Source organism: Cupriavidus basilensis OR16 (assembly GCF_000243095.1).
Lineage (GTDB): Bacteria > Pseudomonadota > Gammaproteobacteria > Burkholderiales > Burkholderiaceae > Cupriavidus > Cupriavidus basilensis_D.
The window spans coordinates 1-20,981 of record NZ_AHJE01000075.1 but is presented as its reverse complement, the minus strand read 5'-3'; the positions used below and the strand labels follow the sequence as shown (position 1 = coordinate 20,981).

Sequence of the window (20,981 nt, the reverse complement as noted above, 5' to 3'; positions counted from 1 at the left end):
GTCAGCATACGGTTCGTGAGGGATTTAGCCTCGCTATGTCGTGTTATGGCGACAGGTTTGCTGTGCGGGGATGGCAGCCCCCGATCCTCATGCTGCCAAACGGAGAACTGATATGACAACGGCTCGGATGAACATCGTTCTTGTGCATGGTGCCTGGGGCGATGCCTCCCACTGGCGGGGCGTCATTCCCTTGCTCCACGCCAGGGGCTACCACGTGGTCGCGGTGCAGAACCCGCTCACCGGGCTTGCGGACGACATCGATCGCACCAGCAAGCTCGCCGCGGCGCAGGATGGCCCGACCTTGTTGGTGGGGCATTCCTATGGCGGCGCTGTCATCACCGGCGCCGGCCACACGTCGAATGTGGCGGGCCTTGTCTATGTCGCCGCGTTCGCCCCGGATGAGGGCGAGAGCCTTGGCAGCATCTTTGCCCGGCAAGCGCCCCCTCCTGGAGCCGCGCATATCCGGCCTGACAAGGAAGGCTTTCTCTGGCTCGATCCCGCCGCCTTCAAGGAGAGCTTTGGCGACGACCTCGATGAGACCGACGCCTTGGTGATGGCGGCGACGCAAAAGCCCATCGCTGCGCGCTGCTTCGAGGACAAGTCCGGGCCGCCGGCCTGGAAGGCCCTGCCGAGCTGGTACCAGGTATCGGAAAGCGACCGCATGATCCCGCCCGAGGCCGAGCGCTGGATGGCCGAGCGCATGAAGCCGAGAAAGACGATCACGCTAGCGGCGAGTCACGCGTCGTTGGCCTCTCATGCCATGGAGATTGCCGATCTGATCGACGAAGCGGCCCGCTCGCTGGAGCCGAAGTAGGCGCCACCGACGGCATATTCGAGGCGCCCATGCCGACCCTGGACGCAATCGGCGCGGATTTCGCCGCGCGCGCTGCCGGCGAAGGCATGGCCGCTGATCGCGCCGATAGGTGGCCCACCCATCGGCGCGCAGCCGAATCCGCCTTGTGCCGCTAGTATGGGGCGGCCAGATGCTTTCAAACATGCTGGCCCTGGCACGATGCAGCCGCCGGGGCAGCGTGACAACACGAGGGGACAAACCAATGGATTTGCGATTCACCGCGGCGGAACAAGGGTTCCGGGAGGAAGTCCGCGCCTTTGTGCAGGGCAACCTGCCCGCCGATATCCGCGCCAAGGTGCTGGGCCACCGCCGCCTGGGCAAGGACGATTACGTGCGCTGGCACCGCATCCTGCACGCGCGGCATCTCGATGCTGCTGATCGACATGAAGTCGCCCGGCATCACCGTGCGGCCCATCGTCACGCTCGACGGCAGCCACGACGTCAACGAAACGTGGTTCGAGAACGTCGAGGTGCCGGTGGCCAACCTGGTGGGCGAGGAGAACCGTGGCTGGACCTACGCCAAGTACCTGCTTGGCCATGAGCGCACCGGGATTGCCGGCATCGGCCACTGCCACCGCGAGCTGCGCCAGCTGAAGCACTATGCCGGCCTCGCTACCGATGGCGCCGGGCGCCCGATGAGCGAGGACGTGCGCATGCGCGACAAGATCGCCCGCCTGGAGATGGACCTGATGGCGCTGGAGATGCTGTTGCTGCGCGCGATCACCCAGGACGGCGGCCGGGGCCCGGGCCCCAGAGGCCTCCATCATCAAGATCCGCGGCTCCGAGCTGCAGCAGGACATCGCCATGCTGCAACTGGAAGTGGCCGGCCCGCACGCATGGCCGTACGCTCCGCAATGGCTCGACGCGGGCACGGTGCAACCGGTGAATGGCCCGGACTGGGCCGCACCGGCCGCCTCTACCTACTTCGATATGCGCAAGACCACCATCTATGGCGGCGCCACCGAGGTGCAGAAGAACATCATCGCCAAGATGATCCTCGGATTCTGAAGGGACTCAGCAGACATGGACTTTACCTACAGCGAAGAGCAGCGGATGCTGGCGGACAGCCTGCGCCGTTTTGTCGATACGGAATACACCTTCACGCAACGCCGCAATAGCACGCGTGGCGGCGGCAGTTTCGACCGCAAGATATGGTCGGCCCTCGCCGAGATGGGCGTGCTGGGACTGACGGTGCCGCCGGAGTTCGGCGGCTTCGGCCACGGTGCTGCCAGCCAATTGGTGGTCCAGCGCGAGCTGGGGCGCGGCCTGGTAGCCGAGCCGGTGATCCCGAGCGCGGTGATGGCGACCGCCGTGCTCGCTGCGTACGGCAGCACCGCGCAACAGCAAGCGTGGCTGCCGGCGCTTGCGGCCGGCGAGCGCGTGCTTGTGCTGGCCTATCTCGAGCCCGTCACGCGCTACCGTCCCGAAGCCGCGCGCGCGAGCGCCGAGCGCCGGGACGATGGCTATGTGCTCAACGGCATCAAGTCGCTGGCCTGGCACGGCGCGGCGGCGGATGCCTTGCTGGTCAGCGCCCGTATTGCCGGCAGCAACGACCTGGCTCTGTTCCTGGTACCGCGCGGCGCGCCCGGGCTGACCGTCGCCGCTTATCCCACCATGGACGGCCTGCATGCCGCCGACCTGAAGCTCAGCAATGTGCTGGTCGGCGCCGATGCCGTCATCGGCCAGCCCGCGGACGGCCTGGCGGCGCTTGAGCATGGCATCGATCATGGCATTGCCGCGCTGTGCGCGGAAGCGGCCGGCGCGATGGACAAGCTGATTGCCATCACCGGCGAATACCTGCGCAACCGTCATCAGTTCGGCAAGCCGTTGGCCAGCTTCCAGGCCTTGCAGCATCGCATGGCCGACATGCTGGTGCAGTCTGAGCTGGCGCTGTCGATGGCCTATGTGGCGGCGCAGGCGCTGACCGAGCCCGATCTTGCCGCGCGCCGCCGCATGTTGTCCGGCGCCAAGGTGGTGGTGGCCAGGGCAGGGCGCTTCATTGGCCAGCAGGCCGTGCAGTTGCACGGCGGCATGGGCATGACCGATGAACTGGAGGTAGGCGACTACTTCAAGCGGCTGGCGATGGTGGATGTGCTGCTGGGGGATTCGGACTACCATCTGGCGCGGTATTGCGTGGCGATGGCCGCGTAGTCGTTCCGGTGCTTGTGGTTTCCTCCCCTCCCAATTCATGGCAGAGGGGAGGAAACCAGCAGCCATTCAGCTGCAATTTTGCTCTTTAGCCCGCGTCTTCAGCCCGCGTCTTCAGCCCGTCACCGACTTGTACTCCAGGAACTCGGCAAGCCCCTCGGCACCATACTCCCGCCCGTTGCCCGATGTCTTGTAGCCGCCAAACGGCACCGTGATATCCAGCATGGCGCCATTGATCCGCACCGATCCCACGCGCAGCCGCGCCGCCACGCGGCGCGCGCGCTCGGGGCTGCCCGATGCGATGTAGCCGGCCAGGCCGAACACGGTGTCGTTGGCAATGGCGATGGCCTGCTCTTCGCCGTCATACGGGATCATCACCAGCACCGGCCCGAAGATTTCCTCGCGCGCGATGACCATGTCGTTGCGCACATCGGCGAAGACGGTGGGCCGGGCATAGAAGCCGCGTGCCAGGCCGTCGGGACGGCCGGGGCCGCCCGCCACCAGGCGCGCACCTTCCTCGATGCCGATGGCGATCATGCGCTGCACCTTCTCGAATTGCCCACGATTGGAGATCGGGCCCATCTTGGTGGCCGGGTCAGCCGGGTCGCCCACGACGACCGCGTTGGCAACCGCCGCGGCAACGGTGACCGCCTCTTCATAGCGTTCGCGCGGTACTAGCATGCGGGTTGGCGCCACGCAGGTCTGGCCGGAGTTGGCCATGCACTGCGCCACGCCGCTGGTCACCGCGGCCTGCAGGTCGGCATCGTCGAGGATGAGCAGTGCGGACTTGCCGCCGAGCTCCTGCGCGACCCGCTTGACGGTGGGTGCGGCGCTCATGGCCACTTCCACGCCGGCGCGGGTGGAGCCGGTGATCGACACCATGTCCACGTCGGGGTGGGTGGACAGGGCGGTGCCCACGGTGCGGCCTTCGCCGTAGATCATGTTGAATACGCCGGGTGGGGTGCCTGCCGCGTGCATGATCTCGGCAAAGATGATGGCGTCCAGCGGCGAGATCTCGGACGGCTTGAGCACCACCGTGCAACCCGCGGCCAGCGCCGGCGCGACCTTGGCCGTGATCTGGTTCAGCGGCCAGTTCCAGGGCGTGATCAGCGCCGCGACGCCGATCGCTTCGCGCCGCACATAGCTCTTGGCGTGGGGAGTCTCGAATTCGAAATGGCGCAGCGTTTCCAGTGCAGCCTCGAGCTGCGCCAGCCCGATTGGGGCCTGCAGGCTATTGCACAGCGTGATGGGCGCACCGATCTCGGCACGCACGGCCTGGGCAATATCGCCCAGGCGGGCACGGTAGCATTCGATCACGCGTTCCAGCAGGGCGATCCGCGCTTCCCGGCTCGATGTTGACCACGCGGGGAAGGCAGCGCGCGCTGCCGCAACGGCCGCGTCGACATCCGCCGCCGTGCCCATTGCCAGCTTGCCGGCCGGCGCTTCGGTGGCCGGATCGATGATGTCCACCAGCGTGCTGCCGGCGGATGGCTCGGCCCAGTGGCCGTTGATATAGAACTTGTTGAGCAGCTTCATGGGGTTCTCCTTGGGTATCCGAGAGGTACGGCCGCGCCATGGTTCAGACCGGCCGGTCGCCGATGACAGTGGCGCGCATCATGTGCCGGACCGCCGGGAAATAGTCTTGTACTGCGTAGTGCTGGGTGGAGCGGTTGTCCCAGAAGGCAATGGTGTTGCGCTGCCATTTCAGGCGGACCTGGTATTCAGGCGCGGCGGCCTGGCGGAAGAGATACTGCAGCAGGTCCATCTCCGCCAGCCGGAAGTCGGAGCCGATACGGTAGGGTTGTTCCTTGGCGTAGTTGGCGAGATGGGTGGTGAAGCCTTCGTTGACATACAGGATCTTCTCGCCGGACTCGGGATGCGTGCGGACCACCGGGTGGACCGCCGGCGGGTATTTCGCGCGCATGATCGCGTACTGGTCGTCGGCAAGGGCCTGGCCGAAGGTGGGCATCGCGTCGTGCACGCCCTGGAGCCGGGCGATGCGCGCCTTCACGTCCTCCGGCAGGTTGGCATAGGCTGCCGCCATATTGACCCAGATAGTGTCGCCGCCCACCTCGGGCGTCTCCACGCAGCGCAGCATCGATCCCATCGAGGGGGTTTCGCGCCATGAGACGTCGGAGTGATAGAGGTTCTCGCGGCCGCGCTTGCCGTCGCCGCGGCCAAACACCACCAGTTCCGGATGGTGCGGATGGTGGCCGATCATGGGATGGACCTCCAGCTCGCCAAAGCGCCGCGCCACGGCCACGTGCTGGGCTGGCGTGATGTCCTGGTCGCGGAAGAACAGCACCTTGAACTTCACCAGCGCGCGGCGCAGGGCGCAATAGGTGGCGTCGTCAAGCGCAGCGCGCAGATCGATGCCGCCGATCTCGGCGCCGATGGTAGGGGTGGCCCGTCTGACGCTGAAGGGCCAGGCTTCGGTGTCCGTGGCCTTGGTTGCAGTACTGGTAGCGGTAACGGTAACGGCAGCATGCATCTTGTGTCTCCTCTCTCAAAGGGATTGCGCGAGTCAGTCGCCCTGTGCCGTGCTGATCTGCCTCGCGACGGGAACGCGGCGCATCTTCGCGGTGTCCAGGCGCATCAGGCCGAATGCCCCGCTGTAGAAGATATGGCCCTGCGGATCTATCTTGATGGGCGAATAAAAGCCATTGAAGGTCGGGTCGCTGCCGGTACGGATTGTCATTACCGTCTGGCCGGTGTCGAGATCCATGCCGATGTGGTAGCGATCATTCCATTTGCCGGTGAAATACCCGTCGATGATCGCCATGCGGCCGGCGCCGCTGATCATGGGCACGATCGAGATCGAGGACACGTCGGTGCGTACCCATTGCGTCTTCCAGGCATGTGTCTTCTGCTGCCACTTGAGGGCGGCAACGCCGGCGGGGCCAGGGCGGGTGGCGCCGTTGACCAGGCTGGCAAAGGTGCCGGAGTGGCTGAGCTGGGGCGCGCTCCCGTTGGGGATGTTGTTCACCACGAAGGCATAGTCGCCGAAACCGGCTACCGATTGCTCCGACTGCACCGACTCCTGCTCCGGCCCCATGTCGAGCTGCGCCTGATCGGCGATGCGCGGCGATAGCGTGCCGGGCTTCTGCTTCCAGCCCGCGGGGATGTTGTCCCGCCAGAACGCCACCAGGCGCATCTTCCTGGCGCCGTCGGTGATGACGACCAGCTTGTCCTCATGCGGGCCGAAGCCCATCAGGGTCGGCGTCGAGCCGGTGCCGTCGCCGATCTTCGGCGCCGGCATGCGCACGCCGCGATCGTAGGGCGACTGCCATGCGCCGCTGGCCTCGTCGCTGCGGATCTTGCCGTCCTTGTCCACCACCAGGCGGTACATGGTTGTATTGGAGGCGACGTACAGGGCGCCGCCGTTGGCCTCGGGGCCGGTGGCGAAGCTGTTCATGAACAGCTCATCCTTGCCCGCCACGGTGAAGGCGTCGATCACTTCCAGCGTGTCGCGGTCCAGGGTGATGACCTTGCCGCCCAGCGTATTGACGACCAGGTAGCCGTTGTAGGACATGCCCATGCCGAACAGGATGTCGGCGGGGCTACGCGTGCCGCTCGCCGCCTTGGCATTGTCGAACAGGGCGGCCGGCAGCGTGATGGCGCGCGGCGCCTTCATCCCGGAGCTGGCTTCTTTCGGATCCTCCTGGTCGATACGGAAGACCTGGCGGCCGCTACAACCGTAAAAGGCGTCGTCACGGCCCAGTACCGAATAGACCGCACCGTTGGCGACCTGATCTTCCGCCAGCGTCAAGGTGCGGTTCGGCTGCGATTTCATGTAGGCGAGCAGGCCCTGCTCGTCACCGGCATCGAGGAACCTCTTCACGGCCGCGGCTTGTTCGCGGCGCTGCAAGGTAGGGGTTGGGCAACGGGGCCGGCAGGGTTCGCGGCATGGGTGGCGGCACTGAGTGCCGCGAGCGTCATCGCCGCGATCAAGGGGCTCGGTTTCATCTTGTTGGCTTTCAGTTTCATCGGTTCACCTGCTGCTTATCGATTGGCGGCGCGGATCAGGTCCGCGGCCTTCTCGCCGATCATGATGGCCGGCGCACCGGCGCCGAACGCGCCGGTGAGCAACTCGGTGCCGCCCGCGCCCGCCAGCGCTTGCTGCGAGAAGATGCGGCGCAGTGCCCTGACCCCTGCCACCATGCCGGCCATGTCCGCTTCGGCCGACAGGAATCGCGGGTCGATCAGCGGCGCATCGCGCGTGTCGGCGGACTCCAGGCGCACGTGTCCGCGGCTCTGTGGGCGCAGCACGCAGGCGAGGCCGGTAAAGCCATGTTTCAGCTCGCGCCGGCTCAGTCCGGTGTGGGTGGGCGAGAGTCCGGGCATGAAATGCAGCTGCAGGTCTGGCTCGGCGAGACCGGGGCGGCTCTTGATGAAGGCGCCCGCCTCGGCGAGGTTCGAGCTGACCATGCCGGTGCGATCGCGCCGGTAGCGACGGATCTCCGAGAGCATCCGGAACACGCCCCCCAGGCTGTAGCCGAACAGGTCGGTCGTGCGGACTTGCTGGCAAACGGTGATGTCGAGGTGATCCTGCAGGTTTTCACCGACACCGGGCAAGTCGTGGATCACGGCGATGCCGTGGCCGCACAGGTGCGATGCAGGGCCGATGCCCGAGGCCAGCAGCAACTGGGGGGAATTGAAGGCGCCGCTGCTCAGGATGACTTCGCGCCGTGCGCGCAGGGTCTGCTCGGCGCCCGCGCGGGATACGTGCACCCCGGTGGCGCGCTTGCCCTCGAAGACCACGCGCAGGGCTTGCGTCTCGGTCAGCACGGTCAGGCCCCTGCGCCCGCCGTTCAGGCCGGTATCGGCGGCATTGCCGCCATGCAGGTAGGCACGCGCGCTGTTCCAGCGTTCGCCGTTGCGCTGCGTGACCTGGTACAGGCCGGCGCCTTCCTGTTGCGCGCCATTGAAATCGACATTCAGCGGCACGCCGGCCTGCACGGCCGCGGCGACGAAACGTTGCGAGAAGGGGTTGGGCGTGCGCAGGTCGCTGACGTGCAGCGGGCCATCGCTGCCATGGTGCGCGTCGCTCAAGCGCTGGTTGCGCTCGCTGCGGCGGAAGTAGGGCAGGACGTCGTCGAAGCCCCAGCCCGTGCAGCCCAGGCGCTCCCAATCGTCGTAGTCGTGGCGGTGGCCGCGGATGTAGACCATGCCGTTGATCGACGAACTGCCACCCAGTCCCCGGCCACGCGGCTGGTAGGAGCGCCGCCCGCCGAGGCCCGCCTGCGCCACGGTGCGGTAAGCGTAATTGCGCGGCCCAGGCTTGGGCACCACGGCCGCCAGGGCGAGCGGCGTCCAGACGCTGTAGTGATGATCGTCAGGGCCCGCCTCCAGCAATGCCACGGTGACGGCCGGGTCCTCCGCCAGGCGTGCCGCAAGGGCGCAGCCGGCCGAGCCGGCGCCGACGACGAGGTAGTCATATTCCGCGGCGGGGGATTGCCGGTGGGGAGGTTTTGCTGCATTGCTCATGCCATTCTCTCGTCTCGTGATGCGATGCTCGCTGGTGTCTTCAGCTTCGGTGTTACTTCAACCTGTTATAACAGGTAAACGTAAAAAATGGGTAGCCTATCATGATAGGTATAATCCCGGAAACGCCAGGATCGGCGATCCAAAAGCACCTGCCGAAACAATAAGGACCCAGACCTTGACCGCTCCTCAGCCCAGATTCAGGCAGATCGAAGAAGAACTGCGCCAGCGCATCGTCGACAACGAGCTAGGCCCGGGCGCCAAGCTGCCGTCGGAGTCGGCACTGATGGCGGAGTTTGCGGTCAGCCGCATCACGGTCCGTCAGTCGCTGGCAGGGCTGCATGCCAGCGGCCTGATCGAGAAAGTCAACGGCAAGGGCAGCTTCGTCACCCGGCCCGCCGAGACCTCGAACCTGGGTCCGATAACCGGTTTCTATGAGGCGACGCGCTCGCGCGGGCGGCTGGCCTACGGTAAGCTGGCCTCGGTGCGCAAGATCAAGGCGCCAGCATTCGCCGTGCAAGCCCTGGGCCTGAACACGGGAGACACAGTGCTTTGCGCCACGACGCTCCGGATGGCGGATAACGCGCCGGCGGCCATCTTCATGATCATCGGGGACGAGGCGCTGATCCGCGCGCTGGTGAAGGAAGACCTTGAAACCAATGACGTCATGTCGATCCTTGAAAGCCGGCTGGGTTACCGGCTGACGGCGGTCGATACCGAGAGCTCGGCAATTCCTGCCGCTGGCGACGTGGCGCGGCGCCTGGGCGTCGCGGACGGGACCCCGCTGCTACGCGTGCGGGCTACCCCGATCGATATCCGCGGCAACGCGGTCTGTACTTCGGAACTGCTTTTCCGGGGTGACCGCTATTCGCACAAGGCGAGGGTGACACGCTAGCGCTGGGTGGGTTCGAGCATGGCTAATGAACCGCTTTCGCGCTGGACCCAACCGATCGTGCCGGACGATGCGGCCTCGGCGCGCATCACCATGCGCCACGTGCTCACGCATACCTGCGGCCTGCAGAACCTGCGCGACAAGAATCCGCCGCGCGTGTACTTTCCTCCTGGCGCATGGTTCAGCTACTCCAGTCTGGGATTCACTTTCCTGCAGTCCGCCGTTGAGGCAAGAACAGGGGAAACCCTGGAGGCGATCCTGCGGCGGCTGGTGTTCGAGCCGCTCGGGATGCGTTCATCGAGCCTGGCGTGGCAGGATCGATTTCTCGGCAATGCCGCCAGCCCGCATGAAGCCGTCGAGCGGCTCGACGTGCATCGCCCGCCGGCGGCGAGCGCATCCTATTCATTGCTGACCACCGCCGGAAACTACGGTGCGTTTGTCGCCGCCGTGCTCAGGGGGGACGGGCTCAGGGCATCCACCTGGAAGCAATGGCTGAGCGCAAGCGTCATGGTGCCAAAGGGGGAGATCGTCTACCTGGATGGCGCGCCATCTGCCACGGAGCCGGACATAGGCTGGGGGCTGGGGTGGGGCATCGAACCCAGCCGGGGCACGTTCTTCCAGTGGGGCAAGATGCAGGGCGTGAGGGCATTCGTGATGGGCAGCACCGAGCAACAGTCGGGCGTTGTGCTGCTCACCAATAGCAATACCGGCCTGCGGTTGATGGAGGATGCCACCCGCGAGGCGGTGCCTGGAGAACATCCGGCGGTTCGCTGGCTTGCGCAGGGGGTCAGCGAGTAGATGAGGGTGCGGGCGCAGACGGACGCGCGTCACCGTTGTGCCGGCGCAGGTTCTAAAGCGCCGGCGCCGCGCTGCGGCAGGGGGGGGCGCATATCGTCCCGGCGGTTAGCGCCAAGCGGCGGCGGGCCAGGAAGCATGCCGGTTCTGCCCAGCTTCGCGCCGGAGCAACGGGGCATACCCATGCAATGCCTGCGGCGCGATGTCGTAGGCACGGCGGAATGCGCGTGTAAAGCTCGATGCGTTGTTGAAACCAAGCCCCGAGGCGATGTCCTGCACCGCCAGATCGGGAAAGCGGACCAGCTCGTCGGCCGCCGCTCGCAGCCTGCGGCTGCGGATATAGGCGGCCAGGCCACCTTCATGCAGGAATAGACGGTACACGCTGGCGCGCGATAAATGCAGCGATTGCAGCACGCTTTCCGGGGACAGGCCGGGATCGTGCAGGTTGGCCTCGACATAGCGCCGCACTTGCCCGTACACAGCGGCCCGTACCGCCGCGCGAGCATTGCCGGAAAGACCCGCTTGGCGGCCGAACACCGCGGCCAGCAGGTCGATCGCGGTGCGAAAAGAGCGATCGGCTTCGTCTTTGCCCAGGCCGACGATTTGCCGATTCAGTGCCACCAGATGCGAGATCAGCACGCGCATCAGGGGCGTGGTGGCCTCAACCATGCGGCCATGCAGAGAGGCGGCATCGGGGAATGCCGCCTCCACTAGTACGCGCGGCACAAAGAAGAGCAGCATGCGGCCATGAAAACTCCGGATGGTGCACGGCTGGTCCATGTCCAGCGCGAGGAGGCTTGGCACGCCGGGGTTGCGCGGTGCTTCGAGCCCTTGCTTGCCGCCCAGGAACTGCGCTGGCGCGCCTTCCAGGAACAAGCTGAAGGTAATGTCGCGAATATTCTCTGTCGACACGCGTGCCAACGAGCGCTCGGCCACGTTGGGGCCGGTACGGATGTCGAAGAAGCTCAGGTCGTCGATCGAGTAGCGCGACATCGAGGCATCGAACGTCTCCTCGCCATGCGCCTGGGCAGGCCGGATGTCATAGACCGGACTCATCCGCTCTTGCCAGGCCAGCAAGCTGTGACTGGCATCGCCTCGCACGCTGAAACTGCTGTGCACGATGCCCGGTGCCAGCATCGGCGGCTCTGGTGGCAACAACAATCGGCTTAGCGGCATACACGCGGGCAAGGGGTGGTTCGTGCATGGGTGCGCATCGCTGAGTTCCGTCCAGATTTGGCCCGCCCGGCTGGGGGATTTCGTGTTGAGCGCTAGCCCGCCCCGTGCGCGCTATCTTGCGGAGCAAAGCATATCCTGTCCGGGCGGCGGAGGCTAGAGGGCGGCTTCGGGCAGGCCGGACCGCGGCACGCCAGGCAGGCGGATCTCGATGGCTTTTGCCGTCCAGGCGGAGGCGACGGCTGGCCACGCCGCCGCCACGCATGTTGCGCAGCGTTTGCTTCCGGCGGTACAGGATCGATCACGCCAACCTGGCCCGCCGGCGAAGGCCATGATCTGCATCAACACCGCGCTTGCCCAGGCGTACAAACTGGAAGCACTGCAAGCCGTGACGCCTATCCTTTAAGCGGGAGGTACAAGATGTACAGCAAGATACTGGTTGCCGTGGATGGCAGCGAATCCGCCGATCGGGCGCTGGTGGAGGCTTTGCGCCTGGCTGCTGCGATGGGCTCGGAACTCACCGTGGTGCATGTGATTGATAACAGCTACCTCAGGTACGAGGTGGGCTACATCGACCTGACAGACCTGCGTGCCAGCCTGCTCGAAGGCGGGCAGATCCTGCTGGACGAAGCCAGGGCAAAAGCCGCGGCGCAAGGGGTGGCATGCGCGACGCTGATGGTGGATGAGGCACTGGCGCTGGGCGACGTCGCCAACGCGATCGAGCAGGTGGCGCAGCAGACCGGCGCGGAGTTGCTGGTGCTGGGTACGCATGGACGGCGCGGCGTGCGGCGCCTGCTGATGGGCAGCGTAGCCGAGGCGCTGGTCCGGCAATGCCAGCAGCCTGTACTGTTGGTGCATGCGCCCCCGGCCAGGGGGAGCGCCGCAGCAAAGCCGGCTTGAGGCTGGCATCGGCGGGGCAGTTCGATTGAGCGGGGTCAATGGCTGGATCCAGGCGCTTCCCGGACTGGAGGCAGGCTTTCAATTCGTACAGGCATGTCATGGCATGCGCCAGCATCATGATCAACCTGTCGCTGGTCGGCACGCGGATAACCCGGATCGAGAGCCGAGGAGCTATCGATGGAAAAGATCCTGATCGTTTATTACTCGCGCACCGGCACGGCGCGCCAGGCCGCGCAAGCGCTGGCGGCGCATACCGGCTGGCCGCTGGCGGAAGTCAGCGACCTGAGCAGCCGCGCCGGCTTGCGGGGCGATGCGCGCTGCGTACTGGATATCCTGTTGCAGCGGCATGTGGGCTACCGCTACGCCGGCCCGGCAGTGGACGAGTGCCAGCGGCTTGTCATCGTCGCGCCCATCTGGGTCGGCCACCTGGCCGCGCCCATGCGCAGCTTCCTGCGTGACAGCATGCCATTGTGCTGCAAGACATCGGTGATCTGCGTGATGGCCCGGCAAGGTGCTTTCAAAGGGGCAGAGGAAATCGCCCGCCTGGCCACGGAGCCGCCATCGCCGGTCCTTGCGCTGCGCCAGGGCGATGTGGCCAGCGGGGCCGCGCTGCAGGACCTGCGCGCGTTTGCCGAGCAGGTGGACGCCGCAAACGGGCGGGCCGTCGTTGCGCAGCGGCCCGCATGGCTATCGCCGAGAGAAGCCTGAGCGGGTGCGGCGAGACGCCTCCAGGCCTGCGCCCGTTGCGCGCAATGCTCGGCCTGGTTTTGCAGGAAAGCGGCGGGCAGGGTGGACAGTAGCACGGGCGGCTTGCCCCAGGCAGCTAGTGTTGGGCCCGGGCAGCGGCCCGCTGCGGCATCAGCAGGAGGCAAAGCGCCATGAAGCCTAGCAGCGCTGCCGAAGCACTGAAACGCCCCAATGCAAGCCCGCCGGATTGCATTGGCTTGTCCAGGAAATCGCCCACCACGGCTCCGAGCGGGCGCGTCAGGATGAAGGCCGCCCAGAACAGCAGCGTGCGCGAGATGCGCGTGCGGTAGTAGGCCAGGGCAAGCAATGCCAGCAGCGAGCCGAAGATCGCCATGCCGCCAACGTAGCCCATCCCAGCCGTGTCGGCAGTCCAGTCTCCCAGCGCCGTGCCGAGCGTCTGCGAGAACATGATGGTGACCCAGTAGCACAACTCGGCACGCGGCGAATGCACGCTGCCGACCGAGACCGTGCCAAGCCAGCGATACCACAACACCAGCGACAGCAGCAGCATTAGCGAGAGCAGCGTGGATCCGCCGGCGTAGCCGACGCCGAGCGAGCGGTCGGCGAAGTCCGCCAGTGTCGTGCCGACCATGGTGGTGGCCACGATGGTGGTCCAGTACAGCAGCGGTTGGAAGCGCTTGGCGCGCACCTGGGCGTAGACTGCCACCAGGAACACCGCCGCGAAGATCGCTGTGCTGACCAGGTAGCCTAGTCCCATCGTCATGGACAGCGCATCGCCGCCGGTCTCCCCGAGGGTGGTCGCGGCGATCTTGATCAGCCAGAATGCCAGTGTAACTTCCGGCACTTTGCTAACCGCAGCGGCGCTGGGCTCGTAGCTGGGACGTGCAGTCATGTTGAGCTCCTTCGATGTTGGGCTTGGCGCGGCAGGCTCCTGCCAGCGCAAGGATTGCCAGATACTAGTTCATGCTGGATTAAGGCAGCATTAAGGCCGCGTTGTGGCGCAGAGGATGGGGTCAAGCGCCGCGTGGCAGCAGCGGTCAACGACCATCAAACCGTACCGCGAGCCGCTGCTCGCGAAACGTATCGACGAGGAAATCAATAAACACGCGCGTTCTAAGCGGCAGGTGCTTGCAGAAACCATCCGCAGGGTTTCCCCTAGTGATACACAAGCTGTTCGCCGGTGCGACAATTCGACGGAAACACTGCGCTGCCGGGCCGCTGTTGCGTTACACAACACGCGCAGACAAACGAAAGGAGAAAAGACCATGCGTCGCTATGTCTCTCTTGCAGCTATTCCGGCCGCATTTGCTTGCGGCCTTTTTGCATCCCACCTGACCACGCCGGCAGGGGCTCAGACGCCGCCACCGACGATATCGGCGCAGATCCTAGACCTGTCGGCCATGACCGATGCCGATATCGGCGCACAGGTGCCGAACTTGGGGACGTTGCGTACAAAGAGCCTAGTCGCGACGCCGTCTGGAACCATCGCGGTGCAGGCCGGCAACGTGCCCAAGCACACGCATATGGGCTCCGATGAAATCCAGTACGTCATCTCGGGAAGCGGCACGTTCTGGTTGGGGAGCGAGCAGCGCCAAGTCCATGCCGGCGACCTGATCGTTATCCCTAAAGGCACGGTTCATGCTGGATCCGTACCGACCAGCGGCGAATTCAAGGTCCTCGCGATCAAGCTGCCGCCACAGGCCCCGGGCGACATCCAGCTGGTGCCGTGAGGCGCTGAAAGGAACCGAGACCGCATCGCGGCGACGATATGGAAGAATTCGATCTCGGACAACCGGCATAGTGAACGCTGGGCGGGGGTGCGTTCAGTTCAGCGTTGCCGATGTGATGAGGTCGCCGCCAGCTATGGTAGGCGCTCGCCGGAATGCTTCGCAGTGCAACTCTTCCTGGAGTTTCGGTCATGGCGATATTGATAGTCGGCCTTGCGATCTTTCTTGGGGTGCACTCGGTGCGGATCTTCGCTGACGACTGGCGTACTCGTCAGATATCAAAGGTCGGAGGAAATGCCTGGAAGGGCCTCTACTCGCTCGTGTCGATTGCAGGGTTCGTCCTCATCGTGTGGGGCTTTGGCCAGGCGCGCCAACAGCCGGTGCCGCTGTACGCACCGGCGGTGTGGCTACGTCACTTGAACGCACTGCTCACACTCGCTGCGTTCATCTTGTTCGCCGCTGCCTATGTGCCTAGAAACCGGCTGAAAGCCGCGATCGGCCATCCGATGCTTGCGGGAGTCAAGGTGTGGGCGTTTGGCCATCTGCTTGCGACCGGCATGCTGCATGATCTTGTGTTGTTCGGCACCTTTCTAATTTGGGCAGTCGCCGACTTCGTGGTTTCACGGCGTCGCGATCGCCGTTTGGGCGTAACGTACCCAGTGGAAACCACCTCCGGTGATTTGCTCACGCTAGCTGCGGGGATCGGCGCTTGGGCGGTATTCGCATTCTGGATTCACGCCCGCTGGATCGGCGCAGCTCCGTTCGGCTAGGCGTTCCGACGCCTCCGCCACGGGCAACATTCGCAATCATGGGCCATAGGCCGCTACCTGATCCTCTCGGGCGATGCCGGCGACCAGCGAGCATGCACCGGGTTGGCGCTGGTTGGCGCTGGATCGCATAGCGCCTTCTCTCAACTCCTTCAGCAGGCAGCCGCACGACTTGGTTGCGCCACTCCGGAGGTTGTTGGCCCGGATCGTCTTGAGCTTGCCACAATCGCATCGGCAGTCGCAGACATAGGCATCACCCAACTTGTATTGCGGCCCCAGCGTCACTAGTCGCCCTACCCGTACCCCTGCCTCGATCATCTTGTTGTTGTGCATGGAATTTCCGTACTTCCTGACGCCCAAGAACTTCCACAGTAGTGCACTGATAAGGCAATTGGGAAAGCCCGACCCTAACGTTGCACGGCTGCCACGGGATGCTCTCTGCTGGAGAAGTCATGCCAAGTTGATCTATCCCGAGCCCTATCCGTGAAACATAGACGAGACGCCACCGGGGCCAGGTGCGCGCAAGCCCGCAAGCAGCACCAGCGGGCCGGCAGACGCAATCGCTATTGCGACAACACCTTCAGTTCGTCGTTCACCGAACTCACACCGTTGACGCTACGCGTGGCATCTACGGCGAGCTGATGTTGTTCCTGCGTCGGCACCGAACCACTCAGGTTGACCGTGCCGTTCTTGGTCTTCACGTGAATGCCCGTGGACTTCAGCTCCTTGGTGACAAGCAGCTTGGCCTTCACCTTGGAGGTGACGGTGCTATCGCTGACGCTTTGCTTGGCCTTGTCGGCACTCATGTCAGTGGTGGCCGCGGGCTGCTGGTCGCGGTCACCCTCGGCGCGGCCAGGCATGCCCGGGGCAGAGTTAGGTGACACACCCATGGTGGTGTCTGTAGCGACGCGCATGAAGCCGCCGGTATCGAGCGCAAACGCGCCACCGGCAGCCGCCGCCAGTGCTGCAGCAACAAAGGTCATGCGCAAGGTTCGTGCAGGAATGTTCATCACTCTCTCCTGATAGTGTGATCAGACGGTTCGCCATGCGGCGCAACGCGAGGTGACTTGCGGGCGATGCCTGCATCGCAACCACGAGTTCTCGTAAACCGCAGGAACGTGAGCCGCAAGGAGCGTACCTGCTGGCAGAAGCCCTAAGCGGTGGTGAACTGCCGTGAATGCCACTCCCTCGATACATCGATAAGCGTGTAATTCGGAGCAAGGGTTTGTAATTCCGGCCAGCGTACAGATGAAGCCAACGCCGCTTCCGCGCACCGGCATGCGCTATCCGAGGCAACAGCGGGACGACGCGAGGCTGGTATGCCGATTGCGACTACGGTAATGCGGCAAGTCCGCCGCGTCATGGAGACGGTAATGGGACAGCAACAGCAACCGGGCCAATCGCAATCGGGCCAGAAGCAGCAAGACCAGTCGCAATCCGGCCAGCGCGCTGGCCAGCAAGGTAGCTACCAGGACAAGAGGCAGCAAGGTGGCGGCCAGATGGGCAACCAGGACAAGGGCCAGGGCCAGCAGCAACAGCAAGTCCGCGGTGGCTCGCAACAGGGTGGTCAACAGGGTGGTCAACAGGGTGGTCAACAGGGCCATCAAGGGGGCCAACGTCAGCCGTAAAGGCAGCTATCCGGGTGCGTGTGGCAGCAACACGCGGTGCTGCCACGCGCACTTGATGCACTTGACGCACTTGACGCACTCGGGAGGTTCGCGATCCGGACTTCGGGTTACGTCGCGCTCTCACGCAGTGCGTAGCAGCAGCGCCACCGGCAGCATTTCCAGCACCTCGGCCAAGGCTAGGCGGCCTTCGCGCGCGACCAGCGGCCGATTGGTCAGTACCTCCACCCAGCGACTGTTCAGCCGGTGCGCCACCTGAAGTGCGGTGTCGCGCCATTGCGCGGGCGCCAGCATTGGTCGGTCTCTCTCGCTCAGGCGCGCGGCCAGTCGCGTGCCGACCACCAGTGCTTGCTCCTGTCCATGGCGGCGCCCGAAGGCAAGCGCGTGCACGGCGAGCGGTCCGACCAGCGCGATTGGGCAATAGTCGCCCGCGGCGAACAATCGGGCATTGACGCGCCGCGCAGCCAGCACGCTGCGGATCAGTTGCAACTTGAGGCGGCCGTCGTGCCAGTTGGCGAGCCATTCGGGCCACCCGGATGTGTCGGCCAACTGGGCGCGCAGCGCTTCGAAATCCACCGGGCGGCGGTTGTCGGGATCGACCAGGCTGAGATCCCAGCCCTCGGTGCCCTGGTAGCGGTCGGGCACGCCGGGCGCTGTCAGTTGCACCAGGGTCTGCGTCAGGCTGTTGATGGCGCCGGGCACGGCGATGCTGCGGGCAAACCGGGCGATCTGCCCTAGCACTCCGCCCGCGGAGGTGTCGGCGCCGAGCGCATCGAGAAAGGCGGCGCAGCCTTGCTCATAGGCGATGTCGGGACTGGTCCAACTGCCGTGCCGCTTGGCTTCCCGGATCGATTTCAACTGCCAGGCTTGCATGCGGGCAAGGAACGCCGATACGCCCTGCGCGTGGCCCGGCTCCAGTCCGGCTGGCCAGGCTCCGGCCAGCGTCTGGTACAGCATCAACCGGTCTGCGCCGTCGGGCCCGCACGGCAAGCGCGCCAGCAAGGGCCGGCACCGCATCTCCCACAGCCTGACGGCTTCGGCCCACGCTTCGGGCAGCTCGCTCAGCACCGCCAGGCGCATGCGCGCATCCTCGCCGCGCTTGTGGTCGTGGGTGGCGGTGGCAAGCATGGCATTCGGCCAGGCCTGCGCGCGCTGTGCCATGCGCGCGTGGAAGTCCTCGGGCGGCACGGCCAGCGTGGCGGGGTTGCTGCCCACCTCGTTGCGCGAAAGCAAGCGGCCGTAGCGGTAGAAGACGGTGTCCTCGGTGGCCTTGGCGGCCAGCGGCGGCATCAACTGCTGCACGCGCGTGCGCGCCTCGCGCAGCGCCATGCTGTCGCCGGCCGGGTCTGCCAGCCATGACAGCAAGCGTGCCAGCGCCGGCAGGTCGGTGGCGGCCAGCCTGGCGCGCGCGGCGTCGGCAGCGTGCTGCAGCGCCGCCTTGTCCTCGCGGGTCGGTACGCGCTCGCTGAAGTAGGTGCGATAGACCTGCAGCGGCGCCAGCAGCGCCGCCAGCGCGCGCCGCAGGCTGGCCAGCGTCAGGTCGCGGCTGGCAGGCTCGCTGCGCGCGCAAGCATGCAGACGGCGGCAAGCGCCTTCGTACTCGGTGACCAGGTGATGGCTGAGCATACGGCTGCGGGCCGACTCCACCTGTGCTTGGACGTGGCGCGTATCGCCGCTCATCTCCTGCCAGAGCGCTGTGAGCGCGGCAGTACCTGCGCCGTCGTGCAGCACGCAGGCCACTTCGTTCATGAAGTCGTAGCCGGTGGTGCCGTCCACCAGCCAGTCGGCGCGCAGCGTCTCCCGCTCTGCCAGGATCTTCTCGATCACCAGCCACGGGCACGCGATGGCGCGCGCGGGCGGCCGGTCGGGCGCGAGCGCGGTAAGGTGGGCACGCAGCCGCTTGCAGTAGGCCGCCGGATCGGCCAGGCCGTCCACGTGATCTACCCGCACGCCGTCGATCCAGCCCTCGCGAAACAACTGCAACACCAGCCCGTGGATCGCTTCGAATACCGACAGCTGTTCCACCCGCATGCCTACCAGCTCGCTGATCTCGAAAAAGCGCCGCCAGTTCAGCTCGTCGGCGGCCGTCGCCCACCAGGCCAGCCGGTAGTGCTGTTGCTCCAGCAGTGCGTGCAGGCGGGCGCGGCCTGCGGCATCGTGCCCGTCGAGCCGGGCCGGCAGGCTCGCAGCCGTGGCGGGATCGAACGTTTCGTCCGCCAGCGGCAGTGCATGTTCGCCGTAGCACACGACCGGCTGGCCCGCCCGCGCATCGATGCGCAGTGTCAGCTCACCGCCGCACAGCGCCTCCCAGTACGGCTTGCCCAGGATGGGCAGCAGCACGCGTCCGTGCAGGTCCGGGTCGGACGAATGCCAGTCGATATCGAAGTGATGGGCGTAGGCACTTTGCTCGCCCCGCGCCAGCACATCGCGCCACCAGGGGTTGTGATCGGCACTGGCCGCCATGTGGTTGGGCACGATGTCCAGCACCAGCCCCAGGCTGTGTTCGCGGGCGCGTTCGGCAAATCGGTAGAAGCCGGCCTCGCCACCCAGCTCGGGATTGATGGCGCGGAAATCGGTGACGTCGTAGCCGTGGGTCGAGCCCGGGCGCGCGCTGAAGATCGGCGAGAGGTAAAGATGGCTGACACCGAGTGCCGCGTAGTAATCGACCTGCTCGGCAGCGTGCCCGAAGGTGAAGCCGGCGTGCAGCTGCAGGCGAGCCGTGGCGCGGGGCGGCAGGCAGGCTTGGGACATTTAGTGCCTCTCTTCCGGGTTATCGGGGATTCGATCCGCCGGTGCGCCATGTCCGCCGGTGCTCGCACTGCCCAGCGCGGCAATGCGCCGGCGCACCGACGGGTCGGAAAACAGCGTACGCACGTCGGCGTCGAGCCGGCGTTGCCAGTTGGGGTGGCCCGACACCGTGCCGGGCAGGTTGGGCTGCTCGCCGGCGCCCAGCAGGTCTTCCAACGGTACCAGGCGCAGCGGCGTGCGGGCGCGCCCGAGCCAGGCCAGGATGGCTTCAAGTGGTGGATGGTCGAGGCTGGGTTCTGGTCCACGCGCCAGGCCGGCGGCGCTCAGCGCCTGCCATAGCGCTGCGCGCTCGCGGGCACGCGCGGCCAGGGCGCCGGACTCGGTTTCGTCGGCGCCAAGCTGGCCCAGGCGCGCGCGCCAGATGATGTCGCGGCCGGCCCACCAGCCGGCCACCGTGGGCAGGTCATGGGTGGTCGTGGTGGCCACCGCCTCGGGCGGCCAGCGCTCGGGTGGCAGGAAGGCGGGCACGGGCGGAGCGGCGGAGGTAGCGGAGGTGGTGGCTTGCGCCGTTGCGTCCCCGGCATCGGCCGGCACACTGTCGCGCTCGCGCTCGAACCACAGCACGTCGATGCCGAGCATGCCGCGCGCGGCCAGGCTGGCGTTGAAGGTCGCCGGCACGGTGCCGAGGTTCTCGCCGATGATGACGGCGCGGTGCCGCCAGGATTCCAGCGCGATCAGCCGCTGCAGGTCATCGAACGGGAAGCGCAGGTAGGCGCCTGCGGCGGGCGGCGCACTATCGGGCACCAGCCACATGCGCGCCAAACCCAGCGCATGGTCGATGCGCAGGCCGCCCACCTGAGCCAGGTTGGCGCGCAGCATCTCGATGACGGCACCGAAGCCCCGCCGGCGCAGCGCGCGCGGCGAGAACACGGAAATCCCCCAGTCCTGGCCCATCGGGTTGTACTGGTCGGGCGGAGCGCCGGCGCAGACGCCTGGCAGGATTTCATCTTGGCGCGCCCAGGCGTGGCTGCCACCCGCGTCGGTACCGACCGCGAGGTCGGCGATCAGGCCGATCGCCATGCCTGCGCCTCGCGCCGCATGCTGGGCGCGGCCAGCCCGTCCGCCGCCAGCCACTGCGCGAAGGCGTGGTAGCTCACGGCA

General features: G+C 66.2%; 20 protein-coding genes and 1 pseudogene. 10 read left to right on the top strand and 11 right to left on the bottom strand.

All coding sequences use genetic code 11. The features are described from left to right. Window positions 1-112: 112 nt before the first annotated feature. From OR16_RS25780 to OR16_RS25770, 3 genes and pseudogenes are all read left to right on the top strand, one after another. Window positions 113-814, top strand: coding sequence for an alpha/beta hydrolase (locus OR16_RS25780; protein ID WP_043421110.1), 702 nt, complete (start codon window positions 113-115; stop codon window positions 812-814). A gap of 241 nt (window positions 815-1,055) precedes the next feature. Continuing rightward, a pseudogene (locus tag OR16_RS25775) lies at window positions 1,056-1,861 on the top strand (acyl-CoA dehydrogenase family protein). Window positions 1,862-1,876: 15 nt separating this feature from the next. After that, window positions 1,877-3,004: an acyl-CoA dehydrogenase family protein gene (locus OR16_RS25770; protein WP_006161227.1), complete on the top strand. Its 1,128-nt coding sequence runs from the start codon at window positions 1,877-1,879 to the stop codon at window positions 3,002-3,004. 111 nt (window positions 3,005-3,115) lie between these two features. On the opposite strand, the gene OR16_RS25765 is transcribed toward OR16_RS25770, so the two are convergent. The 5 genes from OR16_RS25765 to OR16_RS25750 are packed head-to-tail and all read right to left on the bottom strand — an operon-like array spanning window position 3,116 to window position 8,488. Then, on the bottom strand, window positions 3,116-4,537 hold the full coding sequence (locus OR16_RS25765) for an aldehyde dehydrogenase family protein (RefSeq protein ID WP_006161226.1): 1,422 nt from the start codon (window positions 4,535-4,537) through the stop codon (window positions 3,116-3,118). Window positions 4,538-4,580: 43 nt separating this feature from the next. Next, window positions 4,581-5,492: a TauD/TfdA dioxygenase family protein gene (locus OR16_RS25760; RefSeq protein WP_006161224.1), complete on the bottom strand. Its 912-nt coding sequence runs from the start codon at window positions 5,490-5,492 to the stop codon at window positions 4,581-4,583. A 33-nt stretch (window positions 5,493-5,525) separates the two neighbouring features. Further along, window positions 5,526-6,842, bottom strand: coding sequence for a hypothetical protein (locus OR16_RS25755; RefSeq protein ID WP_237717222.1), 1,317 nt, complete (start codon window positions 6,840-6,842; stop codon window positions 5,526-5,528). Continuing rightward, window positions 6,839-6,988 (bottom strand): hypothetical protein, encoded by a 150-nt coding sequence (locus OR16_RS44175; RefSeq protein WP_158001388.1) that lies wholly within the window; start codon window positions 6,986-6,988, stop codon window positions 6,839-6,841. The genes OR16_RS25755 and OR16_RS44175 overlap by 4 nt, the downstream gene beginning before the upstream one ends. 15 nt (window positions 6,989-7,003) lie before the next feature. Further along, a complete protein-coding gene (locus OR16_RS25750; RefSeq protein ID WP_006161222.1) occupies window positions 7,004-8,488 on the bottom strand; it encodes a GMC family oxidoreductase in 1,485 nt (494 codons plus the stop codon). Window positions 8,489-8,663: 175 nt separating this feature from the next. Between OR16_RS25750 and OR16_RS25745 the strand changes: the two genes are divergently transcribed. Continuing rightward, entirely contained in the window at window positions 8,664-9,380 is a 717-nt protein-coding gene (locus OR16_RS25745) for a GntR family transcriptional regulator (RefSeq protein ID WP_006161220.1), read from the top strand. Between the two features lie 18 nt (window positions 9,381-9,398). Further along, on the top strand, window positions 9,399-10,175 hold the full coding sequence (locus OR16_RS25740; protein WP_006161217.1) for a serine hydrolase domain-containing protein: 777 nt from the start codon (window positions 9,399-9,401) through the stop codon (window positions 10,173-10,175). 105 nt (window positions 10,176-10,280) lie between these two features. On the opposite strand, the gene OR16_RS25735 is transcribed toward OR16_RS25740, so the two are convergent. Beyond that, window positions 10,281-11,309 (bottom strand): AraC family transcriptional regulator, encoded by a 1,029-nt coding sequence (locus OR16_RS25735; RefSeq protein WP_006161216.1) that lies wholly within the window; start codon window positions 11,307-11,309, stop codon window positions 10,281-10,283. Between the two features lie 456 nt (window positions 11,310-11,765). Here OR16_RS25735 and OR16_RS25725 point away from each other — a divergent pair, with 456 nt between their 5' ends. Beyond that, a complete protein-coding gene (locus OR16_RS25725; protein ID WP_006161214.1) occupies window positions 11,766-12,245 on the top strand; it encodes a universal stress protein in 480 nt (159 codons plus the stop codon). Window positions 12,246-12,422: 177 nt separating this feature from the next. Continuing rightward, on the top strand, window positions 12,423-12,953 hold the full coding sequence (locus OR16_RS25720) for a flavodoxin family protein (RefSeq protein WP_006161213.1): 531 nt from the start codon (window positions 12,423-12,425) through the stop codon (window positions 12,951-12,953). 115 nt (window positions 12,954-13,068) lie between these two features. On the opposite strand, the gene OR16_RS25715 is transcribed toward OR16_RS25720, so the two are convergent. After that, window positions 13,069-13,845 (bottom strand): membrane protein, encoded by a 777-nt coding sequence (locus tag OR16_RS25715; protein ID WP_006161212.1) that lies wholly within the window; start codon window positions 13,843-13,845, stop codon window positions 13,069-13,071. 373 nt (window positions 13,846-14,218) lie between these two features. Between OR16_RS25715 and OR16_RS25710 the strand changes: the two genes are divergently transcribed. Next, complete coding sequence (locus tag OR16_RS25710) at window positions 14,219-14,683, top strand: cupin domain-containing protein (RefSeq protein ID WP_043421102.1); 465 nt, start codon at window positions 14,219-14,221, stop codon at window positions 14,681-14,683. 188 nt (window positions 14,684-14,871) lie between these two features. Continuing rightward, window positions 14,872-15,450: an NnrU family protein gene (locus OR16_RS25705; RefSeq protein WP_006161210.1), complete on the top strand. Its 579-nt coding sequence runs from the start codon at window positions 14,872-14,874 to the stop codon at window positions 15,448-15,450. 36 nt (window positions 15,451-15,486) lie between these two features. Here the strand turns inward: OR16_RS25705 and OR16_RS40030 are convergent, their stop codons facing one another. Both OR16_RS40030 and OR16_RS25695 read right to left on the bottom strand, forming a co-directional pair. Beyond that, window positions 15,487-15,780, bottom strand: coding sequence for a hypothetical protein (locus OR16_RS40030; RefSeq protein WP_050983113.1), 294 nt, complete (start codon window positions 15,778-15,780; stop codon window positions 15,487-15,489). Between the two features lie 230 nt (window positions 15,781-16,010). Next, entirely contained in the window at window positions 16,011-16,457 is a 447-nt protein-coding gene (locus tag OR16_RS25695; RefSeq protein ID WP_006161209.1) for a BON domain-containing protein, read from the bottom strand. Between the two features lie 363 nt (window positions 16,458-16,820). On the opposite strand from OR16_RS25695, the gene OR16_RS44170 reads away from it, so the two are divergent. After that, window positions 16,821-17,075 (top strand): hypothetical protein, encoded by a 255-nt coding sequence (locus tag OR16_RS44170; protein WP_158001387.1) that lies wholly within the window; start codon window positions 16,821-16,823, stop codon window positions 17,073-17,075. Window positions 17,076-17,195: 120 nt separating this feature from the next. On the opposite strand, the gene treY is transcribed toward OR16_RS44170, so the two are convergent. Beyond that, window positions 17,196-19,823 (bottom strand): malto-oligosyltrehalose synthase, encoded by a 2,628-nt coding sequence (gene treY / locus OR16_RS25685; protein WP_006161207.1) that lies wholly within the window; start codon window positions 19,821-19,823, stop codon window positions 17,196-17,198. Further along, window positions 19,824-20,900, bottom strand: coding sequence for a 4-alpha-glucanotransferase (locus OR16_RS25680; RefSeq protein WP_006161206.1), 1,077 nt, complete (start codon window positions 20,898-20,900; stop codon window positions 19,824-19,826). Between the last annotated feature and the right edge of the window lie 81 nt (window positions 20,901-20,981).

Coding starts and splice junctions, on each gene's coding strand:
- OR16_RS25780 (WP_043421110.1), top strand. CDS start 113: ATGACAACGGCTCGGATGAACATCGTTCTTGTGCATGGTGCCTGGGGC.
- OR16_RS25770 (WP_006161227.1), top strand. CDS start 1,877: ATGGACTTTACCTACAGCGAAGAGCAGCGGATGCTGGCGGACAGCCTG.
- OR16_RS25765 (WP_006161226.1), bottom strand. CDS start 4,537: ATGAAGCTGCTCAACAAGTTCTATATCAACGGCCACTGGGCCGAGCCA.
- OR16_RS25760 (WP_006161224.1), bottom strand. CDS start 5,492: ATGCATGCTGCCGTTACCGTTACCGCTACCAGTACTGCAACCAAGGCC.
- OR16_RS44175 (WP_158001388.1), bottom strand. CDS start 6,988: ATGAAACTGAAAGCCAACAAGATGAAACCGAGCCCCTTGATCGCGGCG.
- OR16_RS25750 (WP_006161222.1), bottom strand. CDS start 8,488: ATGAGCAATGCAGCAAAACCTCCCCACCGGCAATCCCCCGCCGCGGAA.
- OR16_RS25740 (WP_006161217.1), top strand. CDS start 9,399: ATGGCTAATGAACCGCTTTCGCGCTGGACCCAACCGATCGTGCCGGAC.
- OR16_RS25735 (WP_006161216.1), bottom strand. CDS start 11,309: ATGCTGGCACCGGGCATCGTGCACAGCAGTTTCAGCGTGCGAGGCGAT.
- OR16_RS25725 (WP_006161214.1), top strand. CDS start 11,766: ATGTACAGCAAGATACTGGTTGCCGTGGATGGCAGCGAATCCGCCGAT.
- OR16_RS25720 (WP_006161213.1), top strand. CDS start 12,423: ATGGAAAAGATCCTGATCGTTTATTACTCGCGCACCGGCACGGCGCGC.
- OR16_RS25715 (WP_006161212.1), bottom strand. CDS start 13,845: ATGACTGCACGTCCCAGCTACGAGCCCAGCGCCGCTGCGGTTAGCAAA.
- OR16_RS25710 (WP_043421102.1), top strand. CDS start 14,219: ATGCGTCGCTATGTCTCTCTTGCAGCTATTCCGGCCGCATTTGCTTGC.
- OR16_RS25705 (WP_006161210.1), top strand. CDS start 14,872: ATGGCGATATTGATAGTCGGCCTTGCGATCTTTCTTGGGGTGCACTCG.
- OR16_RS40030 (WP_050983113.1), bottom strand. CDS start 15,780: ATGCACAACAACAAGATGATCGAGGCAGGGGTACGGGTAGGGCGACTA.
- OR16_RS25695 (WP_006161209.1), bottom strand. CDS start 16,457: ATGAACATTCCTGCACGAACCTTGCGCATGACCTTTGTTGCTGCAGCA.
- OR16_RS44170 (WP_158001387.1), top strand. CDS start 16,821: ATGGGACAGCAACAGCAACCGGGCCAATCGCAATCGGGCCAGAAGCAG.
- treY (WP_006161207.1), bottom strand. CDS start 19,823: ATGTCCCAAGCCTGCCTGCCGCCCCGCGCCACGGCTCGCCTGCAGCTG.
- OR16_RS25680 (WP_006161206.1), bottom strand. CDS start 20,900: ATGGCGATCGGCCTGATCGCCGACCTCGCGGTCGGTACCGACGCGGGT.